Source organism: Methylobacterium sp. Leaf456 (assembly GCF_001425465.1).
GTDB lineage: Bacteria > Pseudomonadota > Alphaproteobacteria > Rhizobiales > Beijerinckiaceae > Methylobacterium.
On the sequence record NZ_LMQV01000044.1, the window covers coordinates 98,354 to 115,137 of the forward strand.

A 16,784-nucleotide genomic window follows, 5' to 3' on the forward strand; every position below is an offset into this window, starting at 1 on the left:
GGAAGTTCTGGCAGGATGCGGCATGGCCCACGACCTGAAGCTCTCCCCCGACCTGCAAGCCCGCATCGATGCCGTCGCTGCGCGGGCAGGCCGCCCGGCGGGCGAAGTGATCGCCGACGCGCTCGAACACGGCCACTCCCTCGAATGGCAGGAGCGGTTCGTCGAGACGGTTCGGGCCGGGATCGAGGACGCCGATGTGGGCCGCTTCGCCACGCCCGCCGATATCGAGCGGGTTTTGAACAAGTATCGTCCGAGCCGAGAGCCTGTTTGACAGGCCTATTCCATCAAACACCCTCATCCTGAGGTGCCGCGAAGCGGCCTCGAAGGAGGGCTCCAATGGTTCGCGCGATCCCTGGAGCCCTCCTTCGAGGCTGCGCTTCGCTCCGCACCTCAGGATGAGGGTGAGGGTTAGAAAAAATTCGCAAAGTTACATCGAAAAATAGGTCTTCCCCACCCCCTCACTTCACCTGCAAACTATCCACCACTTGCCGGAACAGCGGCAGCACATCCGCGCGCTGGTCGGCGCGGGTGACGCCGACGGCGCGGATGTAGCCGTCCGGGTTGAAGCGGATGGTCTGGGCGACGACGACGGGCGTGCTCGAGGGGATGTCGACGGCGCGGGCGACGATCTCGTGCCAGTCGATGCCGTTCTGGCGGTAGCTCTGCGAGCGCTCGATCTGAAAATCCTTCATGGTCTGGTTGGCGAAGAGCGCCTGACGGGCGAGCCCGTCGCGCTGCTCCTGCGGCGTCGGCGCCTGGACCGCCTGGGCGATCACGAGGATCGGCTGTTCCATCGCCGCGATCTGGTCGCGGGGCCCCAGCGTCATCAGCACCGAGTTGCCCGCGAGCGCCCGCACCGGGCGGAAGCCCGCCGGGTCGCCGACGCGGAAGGGCAGGGCGGCGACCTGCTCGTCGAGGCCGAGCGCCGGGCGCAGCGTCACGCTGGTGAGCATGGAGCGGATCGCCGCCTCGCTCTCGGCCCCGGTCGCCGCCTGGGCGATGATGAGGCCGGTCACGTCGGCGCCGCCGACGATGAGCAGCCACTTGTTGACCGCGGGCACGCCCGGGACGTCCGAAGCGGTGGCCTCGCCGGTGAACAGCACGCCCTGAAGCCCATCGGCGAGCGGCACCGACTCGCGCGAGCGCACCACCATGCCCTGCGTCTTCAGGGTCTCGTCGGTGAAGCTCTGCTCCATCTCGGTGTAGGCCGGGGCGGGTAGCTCGACCACCGAGACGACGACGCCGCCGCCCTTGCGCTCGAAGCCGGTGAAGCGCTTCGAGACCATCATGTCGCCGGGCGCGGAGAAACCGAAGCGGGAGCTGGGCGGAAAAATCGCCTCCTGCGCCGACGCGGATACGGTCATCGCCGCCCCTGCGAGCAGGACGGCCGCCGCGAGGCGGCGGAGGGACAGACGCAACGGTGTCACCACTCGTCTCCGAAAAGCGTGCGTCCGCACGGGACGCGCGGTTGCGATGGGTCGTCCGCGGCGTCGGGCCTGTCAAGCCGGAGCGTGGCGCGGCACGGGCGCCGCCGCCTGGGGACAGGGCGGCGGAAATTAACGGATGTTGCAATTCTTCGTTGAGGATCGGCCGTCCGCCGCCTAAAGCTTGACCCCGTAGCATCGGCCCGAAAGGTGGAAACCGGCTTTCGGGCGAAGCCGATGCGGCACAGGAACCGAGAGCGTCGTGCCGGCACGATGCTCTCGCGGGGCGGAGCGTGCGGGGACGATGCGGCGTGCGATCGGAGGGATGGTCCTGCTGCTCCTGTGCCTCGGCGCGCCGGCCGCGGCGCAGGCCACCGACGCGACCGATGCCGCGGGCATGCCGGCCTACCGGCAGCAGCTTACGCGGCTCCTGACCGCGAAGGTCAGGAACCTGCGACACAGGACGGCGGGCGGGACAGTCCTCGTCCGCTTCGTCGTCGGCCGTAACGGGATCGTGACGCAGTCGGAGATTGCGACTTCGTCGGGGGCCCAGGCGATCGATCGCTTGGCCTCGCGGATCGTCCCGGTCGGATTGAAGCTGCCGCCCCTGCCGGCGGAGGCGCCGATCCCTTCGCTGGCCGTGACGCTTCCGCTGCATTTCGACGGCCGGGAAGCGCCGATGACCGAGAGCCTGAGGGCCTATCATCGCGAACTGCTGCTGCTCTTCGCGCGCCGGATTCAGGGGCTGCCGCACCGGATGCTGATCGGCGGCAGACTCGCCGTCCGCTTCACGGTCGAGCGGGAGGGAAGCGTCACGTATTCGGCCATCGCGCGCTCGTCGGGGAGCCAAACCATCGACGAGCTCGGGCTGCGGATTGTGCCGATCGGCTTGAAGGCGCCGCCCATCCCCCCGGAGCTGCCGGCCCCAATGCACGTCACGCTGCCGCTGCAGTTCGGGCTGGCGCCTAACACCTGATCAGGGCCGACGCTCCACCTCGCTCTTCTTCGGGCGCCAGCGCCGCCATTGCCGCTCGATCCAGCGGGCGGATTTCTCCATCGGCACCTTGAGGGCGGGCACGTCCTGCGCCAGCAGGGCGAGGCCGAGCGGCAGCATCCACAGGCCGAGCACGGGCAGGATCGAGAAGATGCCGCCGAGGATCAGCAGGATCGCGGCCACGACCCGCACGGGGAAGCGCGCGGGCTCGCGCAGCCACGCGACGATCTTCCGGCCACGCTCCGGCAGCTTCAGGCAGGCGCGGTCGACCCGCGCGTCCCAGTCCTGCGCCGTCACCGGCCTGTGTTCGTCGCTCGTCTTGTCCATGATCGCTATATGGTGAGGCGCCGGCAAAAAACTCAGCCCGCAATGAACAGGCCGGCGATGGCCGCGCTGGTGAGGTTCGCGAGCGTCCCGGCCAGGATCGCCCGTAGGCCGAGCCGCGCGATCTCCGAGCGGCGCTCGGGCACCAAACTCGAAAAACTCGCGAGCTGGATCGCCACCGAGGTGAGGTTGGCGAAGCCGCACAGGGCGAAGCAGACGATGGCCGCCGTGCGCGGATCGAGCGTGCCGGCCTTCAGCGTCGGCGAGAGGGTGGCGTAGGCAAGGAATTCGTTGAACGCGATCTTCTGGCCGATGGCGCCGCCGACGAGGCGCGCCTGCTCCCAGGGCGCCCCGAGGAGCCACGCCAGCGGCGCCAGCAGCCAGCCCAAGATTCTCTCGATCGAGCTGCCGGGAAAACCTGCAAGCCCGCCGGCCCAGCCGACCACGGCGTTGACCAGCGCGATCAGCCCGACGAAGGCGATCAGCATGGCGCCGACCGCCACCGCGACGCCGAGCCCCTTCTGCGTGCCGTCGGCGGCGGCCTCGATCAGGTTGGCCGCACGCGCCTCGCCGAACTCGACGCGGGTCGTCAGCACGCGGGTCGGCTCGTCGGACGGAAACAGGATCTTGGCGTAGAGCAGCCCGCCGGGGATCGCCATGAACGAGGCGGCGAGCAGGTACTCCATCGGCACGCCGAGCGCGGCGTAGCCCGCCAGAATCGAGCCGGCGGTGGAGGCGGCCCCGCTCGTCATCACGGCAAACAGTTCGGCGCTCGTGAGCATCGCGAGGAAGGGGCGCAACGCCACCGCGATCTCGCTCTGGCCGATGAAGATGGTGATGACCGCCGAGAACGACTCGATCGGCGAGGTGCCGAGAACCCGCCTCAAGGCCGCACCGAGAAGGCGCGCCAGCGCCTGCATGACCCCGAGATGGTAGAGCACGCCGATCAGCGCCGAGACGTAGAGGATCTGCGGCAGCACCCTGAGCGCCAGGATGAACCCCGAGCCGCCGAACAGCTCGACCATCCGCGGCTCGACGAGGCCGCCGAAAAGGAAGGCGGTGCCGATATCGCCGAACGACAGCACCTTGGTGACGAGCCCGGCGATCCCTTCGAGCGCGACGCGCCCGGCCGGCACGAACAGGATCAGCGCCCCGATCCCGACCTGCAGCGCCAGCGCCGCCAGAACCACCCGCGGCCGCACGGCTCGCCGGTTCAGCGAGAAGGCGTAGGCCACAGCGAGGAGCAGCGCGACGCTCGCGCCGGCATGGAGCAACCTGTCGAGCATTTTTTTGGACGATGCCGCGCCTGAGCCGAAGGGGTGCCGGGCGCATGCGCGATCCGGGCCAGGGTCGCAAGGGGGGCGGAACGCAGTGCGCGGCGCCGTGCCCGACCAACGCCGGACGCTCGCCGCGCATCCCTCCTCCCCGCACGCGGGGGGATGCCTGCAGGGACCTCGTCGTCTCGTCAGGAAGCGAAGCGGCGGTGAGGGGGCGGCTCCGGGTGAGACCCCTCCGGTGAGTCCCCCTCACCTTCGGCTGCCGCCTCGCTTTGCCGACGGCAAGGTCGGCAAAGCCCTCTCCCCGCGTGCGGGGAGAGGGGGCATGTGCGCGAACTCGGTGATCAAACGGAAGCCTTACGCGGCAGCTTCCTCGTTCGGGTTGCGTTCTAGCGGCAAGGCACGCCGGGCGGGCAGCCATGGCCGCCGCCGTGGCCTCCGGGGGCCGGGCCGGGCCGGGGCATCGCCTGCTGGCGCTGCATCATCATCTGCTGCTGGCGGGCGGCCTGCTGGGCCGCCTGCTGAGCCTGCATCTGCTGCTGGCGCTGGGCAGCGGCCTGTTGGGCCTGTTGCGCCTGCATCTGCTGGCGTTGGGCTGCGGCCTGTTGCGCCTGCATCTGCTGACGCTGAGCCGCCGCCTGTTGGGCTTGCTGCGCTTGCATCTGCTGCCGCTGGGTCGCTGCCTGCTGGGCCTGCATCTGTTGCTGACGCTGCTGCGCGGCCTGTGCCTGCCGCGCTTGGTCGGCCTGCTGGGCCTGCATCTGCTGGCGCTGCTGCGCCGCCTGCCGGGCCTGGTCCGCCTGCTGCTGACGGGCCGCCTGCTGCGCCTGGATCTGCTGCTGGCGCTGGGCCGCAGCGTCCTGGCGCGGCTGGGCGGGGTTGGGCTGCATCAGGCCGAGGGGCGCGCCGGGGCGGCCGGCCTGCTGGGGCGCGGGCCGGTCGGGCATGTCGGCACCCGGCGGGAGCGTGCCCTGCGGCCGGCCCGCGGGGCCCGGACGCCCGGACGAGGGCGACGCGTTCGCGCCCGGCAGAGGCTGACCCGGCTGCGCCCGGCCGGCGGGGGCGTCCGGACGGGCCGGAAGCGGCTGTCCGGGCCGCGCCGCCTGCTGCGCATCGGGGCGGTCCTTGGCGTCGGAACGGTCCCTGGGGTCGACGCCGGGACGGCCCGCCTGCTGCGGCGGGAGCGGCTGCCCGTTCGCACCGGGCAGCGCGCGACCGGCCTGCTGCGGATCGGGCTTCCCCCTGCCATCGGGGGCTTTGCCATCGGGCGTAGCCGGGTTCACGGTGGGCGCGCCCGGACGGGCGGCCTGCTGCGGGTCCGCCTTGTCCTTCGGGTCGGGGCGATCCTTGGCGTCTGGGCGATCCTTGGGATCGGCGCCGGGGCGGCCCGCCTGTTGTGGCGGCAGCGGTTGACCGTTGGCACCGGGGAGCGGACGCCCGGCCTGCTGCGCGTCGGGCTTGTCCTTGGAGTCGGCACCCGGACGGCCGGGCTGCTGCGGCAGCGGCTGCCCGTTGGCACCGGGGAGCGCCTGTCCCGGCTGGCCGCGACCGGCGAGGCCGACGGGGGCGTTGGGCTGGCCCGGTTGGCCGTTCGGCTGACCCTGCGCCGCCGGGTTCGGCGACGCGGTTCCGGGTCGGGTGGGCTGCTGCGGCAGCGGCTGCCCGTTCGCACCGGGGAGGGCCTGCCCCGGCTGGCCGCGACCGGCGACGCCGACGGGAGCGTTGGGCTGGCCCGGTTGCCCGTTCGGCTGGCCCTGCGCCGCAGGGTTCGGCGGTGTGGCGCCGGGGCGAGCGGGTTGGGGCGGCAGCGGCTGGCCGTTAGCGCCGAGCGCGGGCTGGCCGGGAACGGCTCCGGGCATCGGGCCGGGGCGGCCATTCTGCGGGGGGCCGGCTTGCGGGTTGTTGAACTGGGGGGGCATCCCGGTCGCGCCGGGATTCGGGTTGGTCGGCGGCGCGCGCAGGGCCGCCTTCTGCGCCACGGCCGGGGGCAGCGCGACGCGGGCGGCGGCGGCCCCCAGGGCGGCGCCGGCCACGGCGCCCGCACCGACGGCGAGGCCGGGCGAGATCGCGCTGGGATTGCGCGAGATCTCGACGTTGCGCTCGTTGATGGTGTTGATCACCGTGGTGTTGTGAATGTTCTGATAGATCACGTTGTTGGGCGGCGGGACGATGTAGTCCGGCGCGCTGACATAGGTCGGCACGGGCACGAAGGCCGGCGTCGGCAGGGCGTAGTAGGCGACCGGCGGGGGCGGCGGCGCGAGATCGACGATGTAGGGCGGCGGCGGCGGCAGAAAGACCACCGGCGGGGGCGGGGGCGGCGCCAGCGCGTAGACCGGATCGTCGAGGTAGAGCGCCGGGCGCTGCACGTAGACGATCTCCTCCGGCGACGGCGGCGGCACGTCGTAGCTGATGGCGGTGAAGCGCGGCGGCGGTTCCAGGGCGGCGGCGAGTTGGCCGAGCCGTCGGCGCGCGTCCCAGGCGTGCGGACCTCTCGGGTAGCGGTCGAGATAGGACCAGTAGGCGTCGCGGCTGTCGGTCGTCCACGTGCGCCGCCACGTCACCGCCTCGCGGCGGGCCGCGATGAGGGCGCGCACACGCTTGGCCATGTCGTCGCGCGGATAGGCCTGGACGAATTCCTGATAGCCGTCGAGCGAGTCGCGCTGGAGGCAGACCGCGTAGGCGTCGCGGGCGCCGATCTCCTTGAGCGGGCGGGAACGCAGGGCGGCGACCTCGTCCGGCCGGCCGGCCGGCGGCGCGTCGGGGGCGCGCTCGAAGAAGGTGAAGGTCGTGTCGATGCGCGCGGCGTGCCACGGCACCTCGGCGCCCTTGGTGGTCTCTTCCACGCGTAGCCTCACTCGGTCGAACACCTGGGCCGGCGCGAGGCCGCCCTCGCGGATCATCTCGACGAGCGCCGTGGCGTAGGCGCCGTAGGAGCCCTTCTCGTCGGGGCCGACCGTGCCGGGGCTGGCGTTGAAGGCGATGAGCGAGCCGGGCTCGGCCTCGGTCAGGGCGAGGCCGCCGGCCAGCGGATCGGCGTTGCGGGCGAAGGGGTTGTTGCGGGCGCCGTCGAGCACGACGAAGCGGGCGGCGAGCGGCAGGGCGGCGAGCTGGCGGGTGTAGTCCGACAGGCGCAGCGCCCGCGACGGCACGTCGGCGGCGGAGGGGATGCGGGCATCGACCGGGACGAAGTAGTTCTCGCCGGCCAGTTACAGACCGTAGCCCGCGAGATAGACGAAGGCGACCGTGTCGGGGCCGGAGCCCTCCGCCTTGTCGGTGAAGTCGCGCAAGGCCTTGCGCAGCGAATCCTCGTCGAGGTCGCGGGCGCCGACCACGTCGAAGCCCGCCGCCTGGAGGGTCTGGGCCACGAGGCCGGCATCGTTGGCCGGCGTCGCGAGCGCACCGGCCTCGTAGGCCGCGTTGCCGACGACGAGGGCGATGCGCTTCTGGGGCCTGGGGCCGTCCTGCGCCGAGGCCGAGAAGCCGGGCAGGAGGCCGGACATTTGGCCGATCATCAGACAGAGCAACGCGGTGAGAATACGGGACGACCAGGACATGGACGCATCTCCTGCCCGGAAGGCACCGCCCTCCGGGTCGTTGCCGCATCATTGGGAAGGGGCGGCTTGAATGCTGCCTGAACGCGAAGTTCGGCAATTTCGGGATGGTAAGTCGGCTTTCAGCGGAATGTCCACACGCACGACTTCTTGATCTCCGCATCCTCCAGATCGCGGGTGACCGGGACTTCGTAGGTCGCGAGCGGCACGAGACGCGCCTTCGGCAAGTAGGCGCGGCCGGGATCGCCGATCAGGACGGTCCGGCCCGCCGCGTGCAGGCCCGCCAGCCAGTCGCCGACGGTTTGTCCGAGGTCGCGCTCGTAGAACACGTCGGCCGCGAGCACGCAGTCGGCATTCATGGCCGCCTCGCTGCCGATCAGGTTCTCGCCGGTCGTCGCGATCCGGTCCGCCATGCCGTTGGCGGCGGCGTTGAGCGGGATCGCGTGGAGGGCGAAGGCGTCGAGGTCGCTCGCCAGCACCCGCGCCGCCCCGGCTTTCGCCGCCGCGATGGCGACGAGGCCCGATCCCGAGGCGAAGTCGATCACCGTCCGCCCCGCGACCGTTTCGGGGTTGTCGAGGAGGTAGCGGGCGAGCGCCTGCCCGCCGGCCCAGGCAAAGGCCCAGAACGGCGGCGGCAGGCCGATCTCTTCCAGCTCCTCCTCGGTCTTCTGCCAGAGCGTCGTCGCCTCGTCGGCGACGTGCAGCACGATCTCCGGCGCGTGCGGCACCGGGCGCAGGCGGGTGTGGCTGCGGATGAAGGCGAGGGGGTCGCGGGCCGGCATCACGATGCGAGCAGCTCCGCGTAGATCCGCGCGACCGACGCGGCGACGGCTTCTTCCGTGTAGCCGCCCTCCAGAATCCGCGCCCGCGCCGCCGCGCCCATCCGCGCGATGCCGTCCGGGTCGGCGGCGAGCCGGATCAGCGCGGCGGCGAGCGCCGCGACATCGCCCGGCGGCACCAGCAGGCCCTCGACGCCGTCGCGCACCAGCGCGCGGCAGCCCGGCACGTCGCTGGTCAGCAGGGCGCGCCCGCACGCGGCGGCTTCGAGCAGCGTGCGCGGCAGCCCCTCGCCGCCGCGCGAGGGCAGGCCGCCGACGTGATGGGCGGCGAAGACGCCGGCCACGTCGCGGGTGGGGCCGTGCCACGTGATGCCGTCGCCGGTCCAGCCGCGCAGGGTGTCTTCGGGGATCGCCCGGCGGTTCGACGGGTCGGGGGCGCCGTAGAGGGAGAGTTCGACCGCCGCGCCCTCAGAACGTGCCCGCCGCACGGCCTCCACCGCCACGTCGATGCCCTTCGACCATAGCATCCGGGCGACGATGGCGACCCGGAGCGGGGAGGGGGGCGGCAGCGGGCGGGGTGAAAAAACGTCGGGATCGACGCCCGCGCCGCCGACGATGGTGACGGCGGTGTCGGACGGGTCGAGCCCGAGCGCGCGGGCATCGTCCGGGTTCTCCAGCAGGAAACGGGTCTGACGGCTCGCGAGCGGGCCGCGGATCAGGCCCTTCAGAGCGAGGCGCGACAGGCGGCCGGTCGCGTCCTCCCGCGCCCCGAGCAGGCCGAGGCCGGTCAGCGCGAAGACCCGGCGCGGGATGCCCGCCATCGCCGCCGCGGTGCCGCCGACGAGGATGCCGCGCAGCGCGATGCAGTGGACGATGTCGGCGTTCAACGCCTTCAGGATGCCCGAGAGCTGGCCCGCGGCGTAGCCCGCCGCCATCGGGTTGAGGCTGGAACGCTCGGCCTCCAGCGGCACCACGCGGATGCCCGCCGCCTCGATGACGGCGCGGTGTTCGCGCACCCGCGTCACCACCGCGACCGACAGCCCCATGGCGATCGCCGCGCGGGCCATCGGCAGGAAGTGCGAGGCGAAGAACCAGTCCTCGGTGACGACGAAGACAAGATTTTTGCCGGGATTCGGAGCGTTCATCCCGCGGCCATAGCACGGCGATCGCCCGCTCCGCAGCGGCGCGCTGGAACAGCGCGGCCCGTCCTCCGGTTCTTGCCCCATCGTGGAGTCGCGGGAGGTCGCCATGCTGTCGGACGTCGCCGGTGTGGTCGAGCCGCGCGAGGCCGCGCGGGAGGCGGGCCTGCGCTACGTGGACGACGCCAAGCCGGGGCTGCGGCGCAAGCGCAGCGGCAAGGGTTTCCGCTACATCGACGCCAAGGGCGCGCCGATCCGGGACGCCGAGGAGATCGAACGGCTCAAAAGTCTCGCGATCCCGCCGGCCTATACCGATGTCTGGATCTGCCCGAACCCGAACGGCCATATCCAGGCGACCGGGCGCGACGAGAAGGGGCGCAAGCAGTACCGCTACCATCCGCGCTTCCGCGAGGCGCGGGAGGCCTCGAAGTTCCACCGCATCATGGCCTTCGCCGAGGCGCTGCCGGGCATCCGCGCCCGGATCGACGCCGATATGGGCCGGCGCGGGCTGCCGCGGGAGAAGGTGCTGGCCACCGTCGTCCACCTGTTGGAGACGACGCTGATCCGTGTCGGCAACGACGATTACGCCCGCTCCAACAAGAGCTACGGCCTCACGACGCTTCGCGATCCGCACGTGAAGGTGGCGGGCGCGGAGATGCGCTTCCGTTTCAAGGGCAAGAGCGGCAAGGAATGGTCGGTCTCGGTGCGCGACCGGCGCGTCGCCCGCATCGTCAAGGCCTGCCAGGACCTGCCCGGCCAGGAGCTCTTTCAGTATCTCGACGACGAGAATAAGCGCCGCGACGTCACCTCGTCCGACGTCAACGCTTACTTGCGGGAGATCACCGGCGAGGATTTCACGGCCAAGGATTTCCGCACCTGGGCCGGGACCGTGCTGGCCGCCCTGGCGCTGCGGGAATTCGAGGCCTTCGACAGCGAGACGCTGGCCAAGAAGAACCTGCGCGCGGCGATCGAGAGCGTGGCCTCCCGGCTCGGCAACACGCCGACCATCTGCCGCAAGTGCTACATCCACCCCGAAATCCTGGGCTGCTACCTCGAAGGCGGCCTGCTGCTGCAGATCAAGCAGGCGGTCGAGGGCGAGCTCAAGAACGGCCTCGCCACACTCCGGCCCGAGGAGGCGGCGGTGCTCGGCCTGCTGCGCACCCGCCTCGCCCAGGCGACAGCCGAGCCGCCGCGCCGGACGGGCAAGCGCAAGGGGGCTACGGGCGCGAAGCGCGGGGCAGCGAAGAAGGCGGCGTGAACTTCGGTTCTCCGACTTTTCCCACCCGATCCCCTCATCGTGAGGCGCGGAGCCGAAGGCGAAGCCTCGAAGGAGGGGGCCAGGGACCGCGGCGGCTGGCTGGAGCCCTCCTTCGAGGGCCGCTGACGCGGCCACCTCAGGATGAGGGGAATGGGTGGGGGAGGGGGCGCAAAAAAGCGCTACGCCTTCTCCTGCACGATCACCCCGTACCAGTTCAAGCCGCGATAGGTCTCGTAGCCCGGCGTGCGGTGGAAGGCCGTGATGGTGCCGGCCGCGTCGCGGACCGAGCCGCTCTCGCGCCCGGCCGGATCGAAGGCCAGCGCCTCGCTCAGCACGCCCTTGCCGTCGGAGGCGGCGAGCACCCGACGGCCGGCATCGACCAGCAGCACGCGGGTGCGGGCGCGGTCCGCGGCGGCGATGCGCACGCCCTGCACGATGGCGCGGGCCTGCGGCTCCCAGTCGAAATGGATCGCCAGCACGCCGCAGGGTGCGCCTCCCGCCTCGCGGATCGGCGCCGCGTAGGTCGCCACGAGGGCGCCGTCGAGCAGCGGCTCGGCGCGGACCTCGCCGGCCACGTAGGCGTCGGCGCTTCGCTGCCCGATGGCGGTGCGGAACCACGGCGCGTCGGCGACGCTCCGGCCGCGCAGGGCGGTCCTGCGCTCGGGGCGACCGTTGGCGAGCACAGTGCCGTCGCGACCGCAGAGCCAGATGTCGAGATAGACCGTGTAGGCCGAGAGGATCACGCCGAGGCGCTCGGCGGCGTGAGACGCGGCGTCCGCGTCGGGCCGCAGCGCGCAGGCGACGACGGAGGGGTCGGTCGCCCACCAGCGCACGTCGCAGGTCCGCTCGTAGAGATTACGGTCGATCAACTCGACGGCGTTGAGTGCGAGGTCGGTCAGCCGCTCGCCCTGCGCGTCCTCGCTCACCGCGTCCGCCGCTCGCTGCAGCTCGGCGATGCGGGCGGAGAGTTGGGTCTCCAGTTCGCGGGCCAGCGTCTCGACCGACGTGCCGATGGCGCGCACTTCCTGCGCCACCACCGAGAAGCCGCGTCCCTGCTCGCCGGCGCGGGCGGCCTCAATCAGCGCGTTGAGCGCCAGCATCTTGGTCTGCGCGGTGATGCGCTGGATCTGCCCGATCTTGTCCTGGGCGATGCGGCCGACTTCCGCCGTGAGCGCCGGGATCGTCCCGGCGCGGGCCGTGGCGGGAGCCTCCCCCCGACCCGGACGCGGCTGTTGTAATGCACTCATCGTTCGATCATCCCCCCGTGGGCGGATGATCAGTCGTTCCGGTTAAGATCCCGGTAAAGCCAAGTCCTGTGGGAGATAAACAGGCACGGACGGCCCGGCCTACTGTGACAAAGGCGAGCCCCGGTCAAATCCGCGCCGCGTGGACGGTGTGGCGGGCTGGGGTGCGGGCGGGCTCGGTGTCGAGCACCGGCTTGAGGCCGAGCTGGCGGGCGAGGCTGACCAGATCCTTGAGCCGGCCGGTCTGGGTCTTGCGGCGCAGGTTGAGCCGGTGGGTCTCGACGGTGCGCACGCTGAGACACAGGCGCCGCGCCACCTCCTTGTTGCTGAAGCCGGCGCTGAGGAAGCGCAGCACCTCCGCCTCCCGCGGCGTCAGGCCGATGGGGTCCGGCGTCGCCTCGCACGGTGCAGCCGTGTCGCAGGGCTGCATCTCGGTCCGCTCCGGCGGGGGCGTCACGCCGCCGAGCGTCAGCAGGGTCGCGCAGACCTCGCGGGCCGGGCTGCCGCGCCCGACGAAGGCGTCGGTGCCCGCCTCGATCAGCCGGAACATCGCGCCCGCATCGAGCGCGCGGAACGCCACCAGCACCCGCATCCATGGGCGCCCGTCCCGCAGGGCCGCGATCCGGTCGCAGCCGGCGCCCAGTGCGTCCTCGTGGACGAAGACGAGCGCCACCACCGGGCGCTCCCCCGCCAGCGCGAGGTCGTCCTCACCGAGGGTGCGGAGCGCCGGTTCGTGCTCCAGGATGGCGCGCTGGGTCGCGTCCAGGCCCGGCGGCTCGTCGATGATGAGAACGTCAACGGCTTGACTCATGCCGCTCCCCCTTCGTGTCGGCGCGAAACGGCGCCGCAGCGTGCGGGAGGAGAAGAACAAGAGTCGTTCCAGGCGTTTACGGCCGGTTTACCATTCCGAATCGTTCAATCCGGAGAAAATACCGATCTTCGGCGGAAACGACTGTCCCGCTTCGGCACTGCCTCAACCGGTCCGGGCCAGGACGAGGTCGGTCATGGCCGAGACGACGCGGTTGCGGCCGCCGGTCTTGGCCTCGTAGAGGGCGATGTCGGCCCGCTTCAAGAGGCCCTCGACGGTCTCGCCCTCGTTCCACGTGCTGACGCCGAACGAGCAGGTGAGGCGCACCGGCACGCGGGCCCCGCGGATGCGCAGGTCCGCCACCTTGAGGCGCAGGCGGTTGGCCAACGCCTCCGTCTCGCCGATGCTCTTGCCCGGCAGGACCAGGGCGAATTCCTCGCCGCCGAGGCGTCCGGCGATGCCGTCCTCGACGAGCAGCGCCGAGACCGCCTTGATCGCCGCGTCGCCGACATCGTGGCCGTGCTCGTCGTTGATGCGCTTGAAGTGGTCGATGTCGAGGATCAGCGCCGAGAGTTCGCCGAACGCGCGCGCCCGCTCGGCGGCCTCCTGGGTGCGCTGGAGGAAGGCGCGGCGGTTGAGAAGGCCGGTGAGCGGATCGGTCTCGGCAAGGCGGATCAGCTCGCACTGCAAATTAGTCAGGCGCTCCGCCGCGCGCAGGCGGGCCTGCAGCTCCTCGGCGCCCGGCGGCTTGTCGATGAAGTCGTCGGCGCCGCTGTCGAGGGCCTCGGACAGGTTGCGGGCGTTGCGCACCGAGGACATCACGATGATCGAGAGCGGGCGGCTCGCCTCGGCCAGCAGGCGGGCCGACCAGCACAGCTCCAGCCCGGCGAGCGGCCGGACTTCCAGGCTGGTGATGAGCGCCCGGACGCGGGGATTGTCGGTGACGTAGGCCAGCGCCTCAGCCGAATCGGTGAAGGCGGAGACGATGTGGCCGCGCGGCTCCAGCATGCCGGCCACGACCTTGAGGATGACGCGGCTCGAATCGACGATGACGATGTGCACGTTCTTCCCCCGCGGCCAGCTGAGGAAGATCGTGCACGGGATGTCTTAACGCCGGGTCACGCCGTCGCACGGCATTCGGCCGGTGCACACGACAAAGCGAACGGTTATCGGCCGGGGACGCGCACCGAGACGACCTGCGCGCCGCTGCGCTCGACCGCCGCGCGGTCGGCGGCGCCGATGCCGACATCCGTCCAGGTCCCATCGCGGCTGCGGGAGACGACCTTGGCGCCGCGGCGCGGCAGCAGGCGGTTCTCGGCGCGGCCCTGCCGCTCGATCACGTAGAGCGCCGGGCGGGCCGAGGGCGCCTCGCGAATGCCGACGACGGTGGGCACGCCGTAGGTGCCGTAGCCCCAGGCGGGCGGCACCAGCCGGTCCGGGGTCGGGATGCGGGTGAAGGGCGCGCCGATATAGGTGCCGTCGACGGCGTTGCCGGCGAACCCGTAGCCGCTGGCGGCGTAGACGGTCTGCCCGTAGCTCGGACCGGCATGGGAGAGCGGTTCAGCCTGGGCGGCGGTGCCGGCGAGGGCGAGGACGGCACCCGCCGTGAGGAGCCGGGCGAAGAAGGACGGGCGGTGGGGCACGGGGCTAAGTCTCCGGGATACGCGCGGCGACGATTCGAAGGGTCAAATCCTGCCGGCCATGCTCGTTCCGGTGAGGCGCCTCGCGCCAGCGATGCAGAATGCTGAGAGGGGACGGGCTATCGGCAGATCGTGACGCGCCGCACGAGCCAGCCCTCGCCCTCGATCCACAGGCGCTTGCGCAGCTTGCTGCAATTGGCACCCTCCTCATCGGGCTCGGCCTCGGCCGGGCGCAGGTCGGACACGGGACGGACGTCAGAGACCGGACGTAGCTGGCTCGCCTCGGCCACCTGCCGGGCGCCGCGGTCGGCCGCGGGGGCGGCGAGCGCTGCGGACGCGCCGAAGAGGGCGAGGCCGAAGCCGGCCGCGGCGAAAAGCTTGGAATTCATCGGTATCCTGCCCGCGCGCCGCATGATGGGGCGCGCTCCCTGTGCCTGATGCGCGCGGGCCTCGCCTGCACCGCAGGACGTCCGCGCCTTTGCCTTATCAATCCGCAACCCAGGCAGAGGGTTTCGCCGCGAATCGGCAAAAGGGGCGGAAATTTGTCAGGCGGGCGAGGCTTCGCGCGGCGCGCGCGCGATTTGGCCGCGAGGGCGAACCGCTTGCGGGGCCGGCGCGAACAGTTGTACGGCCGCTCTCCGACGAACAGGGGCGGGATGGTCATTCACGGTGACCGTTCCTTCACTTGTTCAGAACGGTTCCAAGCAATTCTCACTACGGCGATGTTCGGGGATTGTTCAATCCAGGGTCGGCCCTCATCGGGCCGCGGGAGTGCGACGGACATGGAAGGCGGATCGACCTTCGTGCAGGCCTTCACGATCCTGTTCCGCGAGGGGCTGGAGGCGATGCTGGTGATCGCAGCGCTTGCCGCCTTCCTGCGGCGGGCCGGGGCGGCGGAGCGGATCGCGCCGGTCTACCTGGGCGCGCTCGCGGCGGTGCTGGCCAGCCTCGGCGCCGCCTGGGTGTTTCAGGTCTTCTACGACGGCAACCACAGCGACCTGTTCGAGGCCGTGATCATGCTCGGGGCGGCGGTCCTCATGTTCTACATGAGCGGCTGGATGTTCCTGCGCCAGGACCCGAAGGCGTGGCAGGCGGACCTGAACCGGCTGGCCGAACGCGCGCTCGGGGCCGGCACGGTGCTGTCGCTCGCCGGCATCGCCTTCCTGGCGGTGTTTCGCGAGGGTGCCGAGACCATCCTGTTCCTGCACGCGCTGGCCAAGGGCGCCAACGGCTTCGACGGCGCCCTGCTTGGCGGACTCGCGATCGCGGCGCTGGCACTCGTCGCGCTGTTCGTCGCGATGCAGTGGCTCGCCTTCCGCCTGCCGTTGCGACCGATGTTCGTCGCGACCTCGGCTTTCCTGTTCCTGATGGGCCTGCGCATGGTCGGCGAGGCGTTCCAGGAATTGCAGGAACAGTCGATCCTGCCCTTCACCACGGACGGCGTACCGGCCTTCTTCGCCGATTGGGGCCTCAACAACGGCACCTGGGAGGTGATCGGCACGCAAGCCGCGCTGCTGTTGGTCGCTGCCGTCGCCGGCATCCTGACGCTGCGGCGCCAGGGTATAGGCGGGCCGGTCGCGGTCGCCTCGCGCTGAGCCGTCTTACGGGGTGTCGGGGGTGACGCTGATCATCGGCAGCGTCACTTCCACGGAACCGCGGGCCGTGAAGGTCGGCAGGGTCGCCGCCGCCAGACCCAAGGCGAGGGTGAGCACGAGAAGCGAGGTTTCGACGCCGCGGTAGAGCTGATCCATCGGTCACTCCCGGCCTCGCGGGAGCGAATCGACCCCGCGTCCCGTCCAGCATCGGGCGCGTTGGTCAACAAACCGTCAAGATCGGCCGGGAGGGCGGATCGGCTCACCTCCTGCCGTCGTTCGGGCGCACCCCTCACGCCCGCCCGGCCGGCACCATCGCGGCGAGGTCCCCTTGCGCCGGTTGCGGCGTCAGGCCTGCCGCCAGCATCGCTTCGAGCACGATCAGGTCGGCCTCCGGATCGGGCTCCCAGCCGCAGGCGCAGGTGCCGTGCGGCCCGTGCGCCGCCGCGACCTGCCCGTAGAGCTGGCCGACGGTGCGGGCCGCCGCCTCCAGCGCCGCCATGGCCGGCATCGGCCGGCGCTGGATCACCTGCCAGAACGCCACCGTCAGCGCGCGCTCCAGCGCGGCTTGCGCCGCACGTTCCTCCGCATCGGGGCGGGCGGTCTGATGCGCGCTCACGAAAAAAGCCTCCGGCGCGGGGTGGCGTCGCTCGGCTCAAGCCCGACCAGGGCTTCGAGCCCGGCCCGGCTGAGGCCCACGGACGAGCCGTCCCACCACGCGCTGCGCAGGCCGTCGAGCAGGGTCTCGAACACC

17 protein-coding genes and 1 pseudogene are annotated in these 16,784 nt (G+C 71.7%); 4 read left to right on the plus strand and 14 right to left on the minus strand.

What is annotated here, in order from left to right:
- Positions 1 to 22 precede the first annotated feature (22 nt).
- Positions 23 to 271: a YlcI/YnfO family protein gene (locus tag ASG52_RS24350; protein ID WP_056249131.1), complete on the plus strand. Its 249-nt coding sequence runs from the start codon at positions 23 to 25 to the stop codon at positions 269 to 271.
- 187 nt (positions 272 to 458) lie between these two features.
- Here ASG52_RS24350 and ASG52_RS24355 read toward each other — a convergent pair whose 3' ends face one another.
- Positions 459 to 1,364 carry a hypothetical protein gene (locus tag ASG52_RS24355; protein WP_082552738.1) on the minus strand — a complete coding sequence of 302 codons (906 nt, stop codon included), beginning with the start codon at positions 1,362 to 1,364 and terminating at the stop codon, positions 459 to 461.
- Positions 1,365 to 1,749: 385 nt separating this feature from the next.
- Between ASG52_RS24355 and ASG52_RS24360 the strand changes: the two genes are divergently transcribed.
- Positions 1,750 to 2,400 (plus strand): energy transducer TonB family protein, encoded by a 651-nt coding sequence (locus ASG52_RS24360; protein WP_056249138.1) that lies wholly within the window; start codon positions 1,750 to 1,752, stop codon positions 2,398 to 2,400.
- Here ASG52_RS24360 and ASG52_RS24365 read toward each other — a convergent pair whose 3' ends face one another.
- The 5 genes and pseudogenes from ASG52_RS24365 to ASG52_RS24390 all read right to left on the minus strand — a co-directional run bounded on the left by ASG52_RS24365 (position 2,401) and on the right by ASG52_RS24390 (position 9,494).
- The gene (locus ASG52_RS24365; RefSeq protein WP_056249141.1) at positions 2,401 to 2,745 is read right to left on the minus strand and encodes a hypothetical protein; all 345 of its coding nucleotides are present in this window, start codon (positions 2,743 to 2,745) and stop codon (positions 2,401 to 2,403) included.
- Positions 2,746 to 2,777: 32 nt separating this feature from the next.
- Positions 2,778 to 4,028 carry a NupC/NupG family nucleoside CNT transporter gene (locus ASG52_RS24370; RefSeq protein WP_056249144.1) on the minus strand — a complete coding sequence of 417 codons (1,251 nt, stop codon included), beginning with the start codon at positions 4,026 to 4,028 and terminating at the stop codon, positions 2,778 to 2,780.
- Positions 4,029 to 4,408: 380 nt separating this feature from the next.
- A pseudogene (locus ASG52_RS28725) lies at positions 4,409 to 7,519 on the minus strand (caspase family protein).
- Between the two features lie 173 nt (positions 7,520 to 7,692).
- Positions 7,693 to 8,352, minus strand: coding sequence for a class I SAM-dependent methyltransferase (locus tag ASG52_RS24385; protein WP_056249150.1), 660 nt, complete (start codon positions 8,350 to 8,352; stop codon positions 7,693 to 7,695).
- Entirely contained in the window at positions 8,352 to 9,494 is a 1,143-nt protein-coding gene (locus ASG52_RS24390; protein ID WP_056249152.1) for a glycosyltransferase, read from the minus strand. The genes ASG52_RS24385 and ASG52_RS24390 overlap by 1 nt, the downstream gene beginning before the upstream one ends.
- A 103-nt stretch (positions 9,495 to 9,597) precedes the next feature.
- On the opposite strand from ASG52_RS24390, the gene ASG52_RS24395 reads away from it, so the two are divergent.
- Positions 9,598 to 10,746 (plus strand): DNA topoisomerase IB, encoded by a 1,149-nt coding sequence (locus tag ASG52_RS24395; RefSeq protein WP_056249914.1) that lies wholly within the window; start codon positions 9,598 to 9,600, stop codon positions 10,744 to 10,746.
- Positions 10,747 to 10,925: 179 nt separating this feature from the next.
- Here the strand turns inward: ASG52_RS24395 and ASG52_RS24400 are convergent, their stop codons facing one another.
- The 5 genes from ASG52_RS24400 to ASG52_RS24420 form a co-directional block, all read right to left on the minus strand.
- Complete coding sequence (locus ASG52_RS24400; protein ID WP_056249156.1) at positions 10,926 to 11,993, minus strand: methyl-accepting chemotaxis protein; 1,068 nt, start codon at positions 11,991 to 11,993, stop codon at positions 10,926 to 10,928.
- Positions 11,994 to 12,117: 124 nt separating this feature from the next.
- Complete coding sequence (locus tag ASG52_RS24405) at positions 12,118 to 12,801, minus strand: response regulator transcription factor (protein WP_056249159.1); 684 nt, start codon at positions 12,799 to 12,801, stop codon at positions 12,118 to 12,120.
- Positions 12,802 to 12,963: 162 nt separating this feature from the next.
- Positions 12,964 to 13,860, minus strand: coding sequence for a GGDEF domain-containing response regulator (locus ASG52_RS24410; RefSeq protein WP_056249162.1), 897 nt, complete (start codon positions 13,858 to 13,860; stop codon positions 12,964 to 12,966).
- Positions 13,861 to 13,964: 104 nt separating this feature from the next.
- Positions 13,965 to 14,441, minus strand: coding sequence for a hypothetical protein (locus ASG52_RS24415; protein WP_056249165.1), 477 nt, complete (start codon positions 14,439 to 14,441; stop codon positions 13,965 to 13,967).
- Positions 14,442 to 14,557: 116 nt separating this feature from the next.
- A complete protein-coding gene (locus ASG52_RS24420) occupies positions 14,558 to 14,827 on the minus strand; it encodes a hypothetical protein (protein ID WP_056249168.1) in 270 nt (89 codons plus the stop codon).
- A 393-nt stretch (positions 14,828 to 15,220) separates the two neighbouring features.
- Here ASG52_RS24420 and ASG52_RS24425 point away from each other — a divergent pair, with 393 nt between their 5' ends.
- Positions 15,221 to 16,033, plus strand: a complete 813-nt coding sequence (locus ASG52_RS24425) for an FTR1 family iron permease (RefSeq protein ID WP_056249171.1) — start codon at positions 15,221 to 15,223, stop codon at positions 16,031 to 16,033.
- A gap of 6 nt (positions 16,034 to 16,039) precedes the next feature.
- On the opposite strand, the gene ASG52_RS28000 is transcribed toward ASG52_RS24425, so the two are convergent.
- The 3 genes from ASG52_RS28000 to ASG52_RS27560 all read right to left on the minus strand — a co-directional run bounded on the left by ASG52_RS28000 (position 16,040) and on the right by ASG52_RS27560 (position 16,783).
- Positions 16,040 to 16,189, minus strand: a complete 150-nt coding sequence (locus ASG52_RS28000; protein ID WP_200945657.1) for a hypothetical protein — start codon at positions 16,187 to 16,189, stop codon at positions 16,040 to 16,042.
- 133 nt (positions 16,190 to 16,322) lie between these two features.
- Positions 16,323 to 16,649, minus strand: a complete 327-nt coding sequence (locus tag ASG52_RS24430) for a hypothetical protein (RefSeq protein ID WP_056249173.1) — start codon at positions 16,647 to 16,649, stop codon at positions 16,323 to 16,325.
- Positions 16,646 to 16,783 carry a hypothetical protein gene (locus tag ASG52_RS27560; RefSeq protein ID WP_156384112.1) on the minus strand — a complete coding sequence of 46 codons (138 nt, stop codon included), beginning with the start codon at positions 16,781 to 16,783 and terminating at the stop codon, positions 16,646 to 16,648. The genes ASG52_RS24430 and ASG52_RS27560 overlap by 4 nt, the downstream gene beginning before the upstream one ends.
- Between the last annotated feature and the right edge of the window lies 1 nt (position 16,784).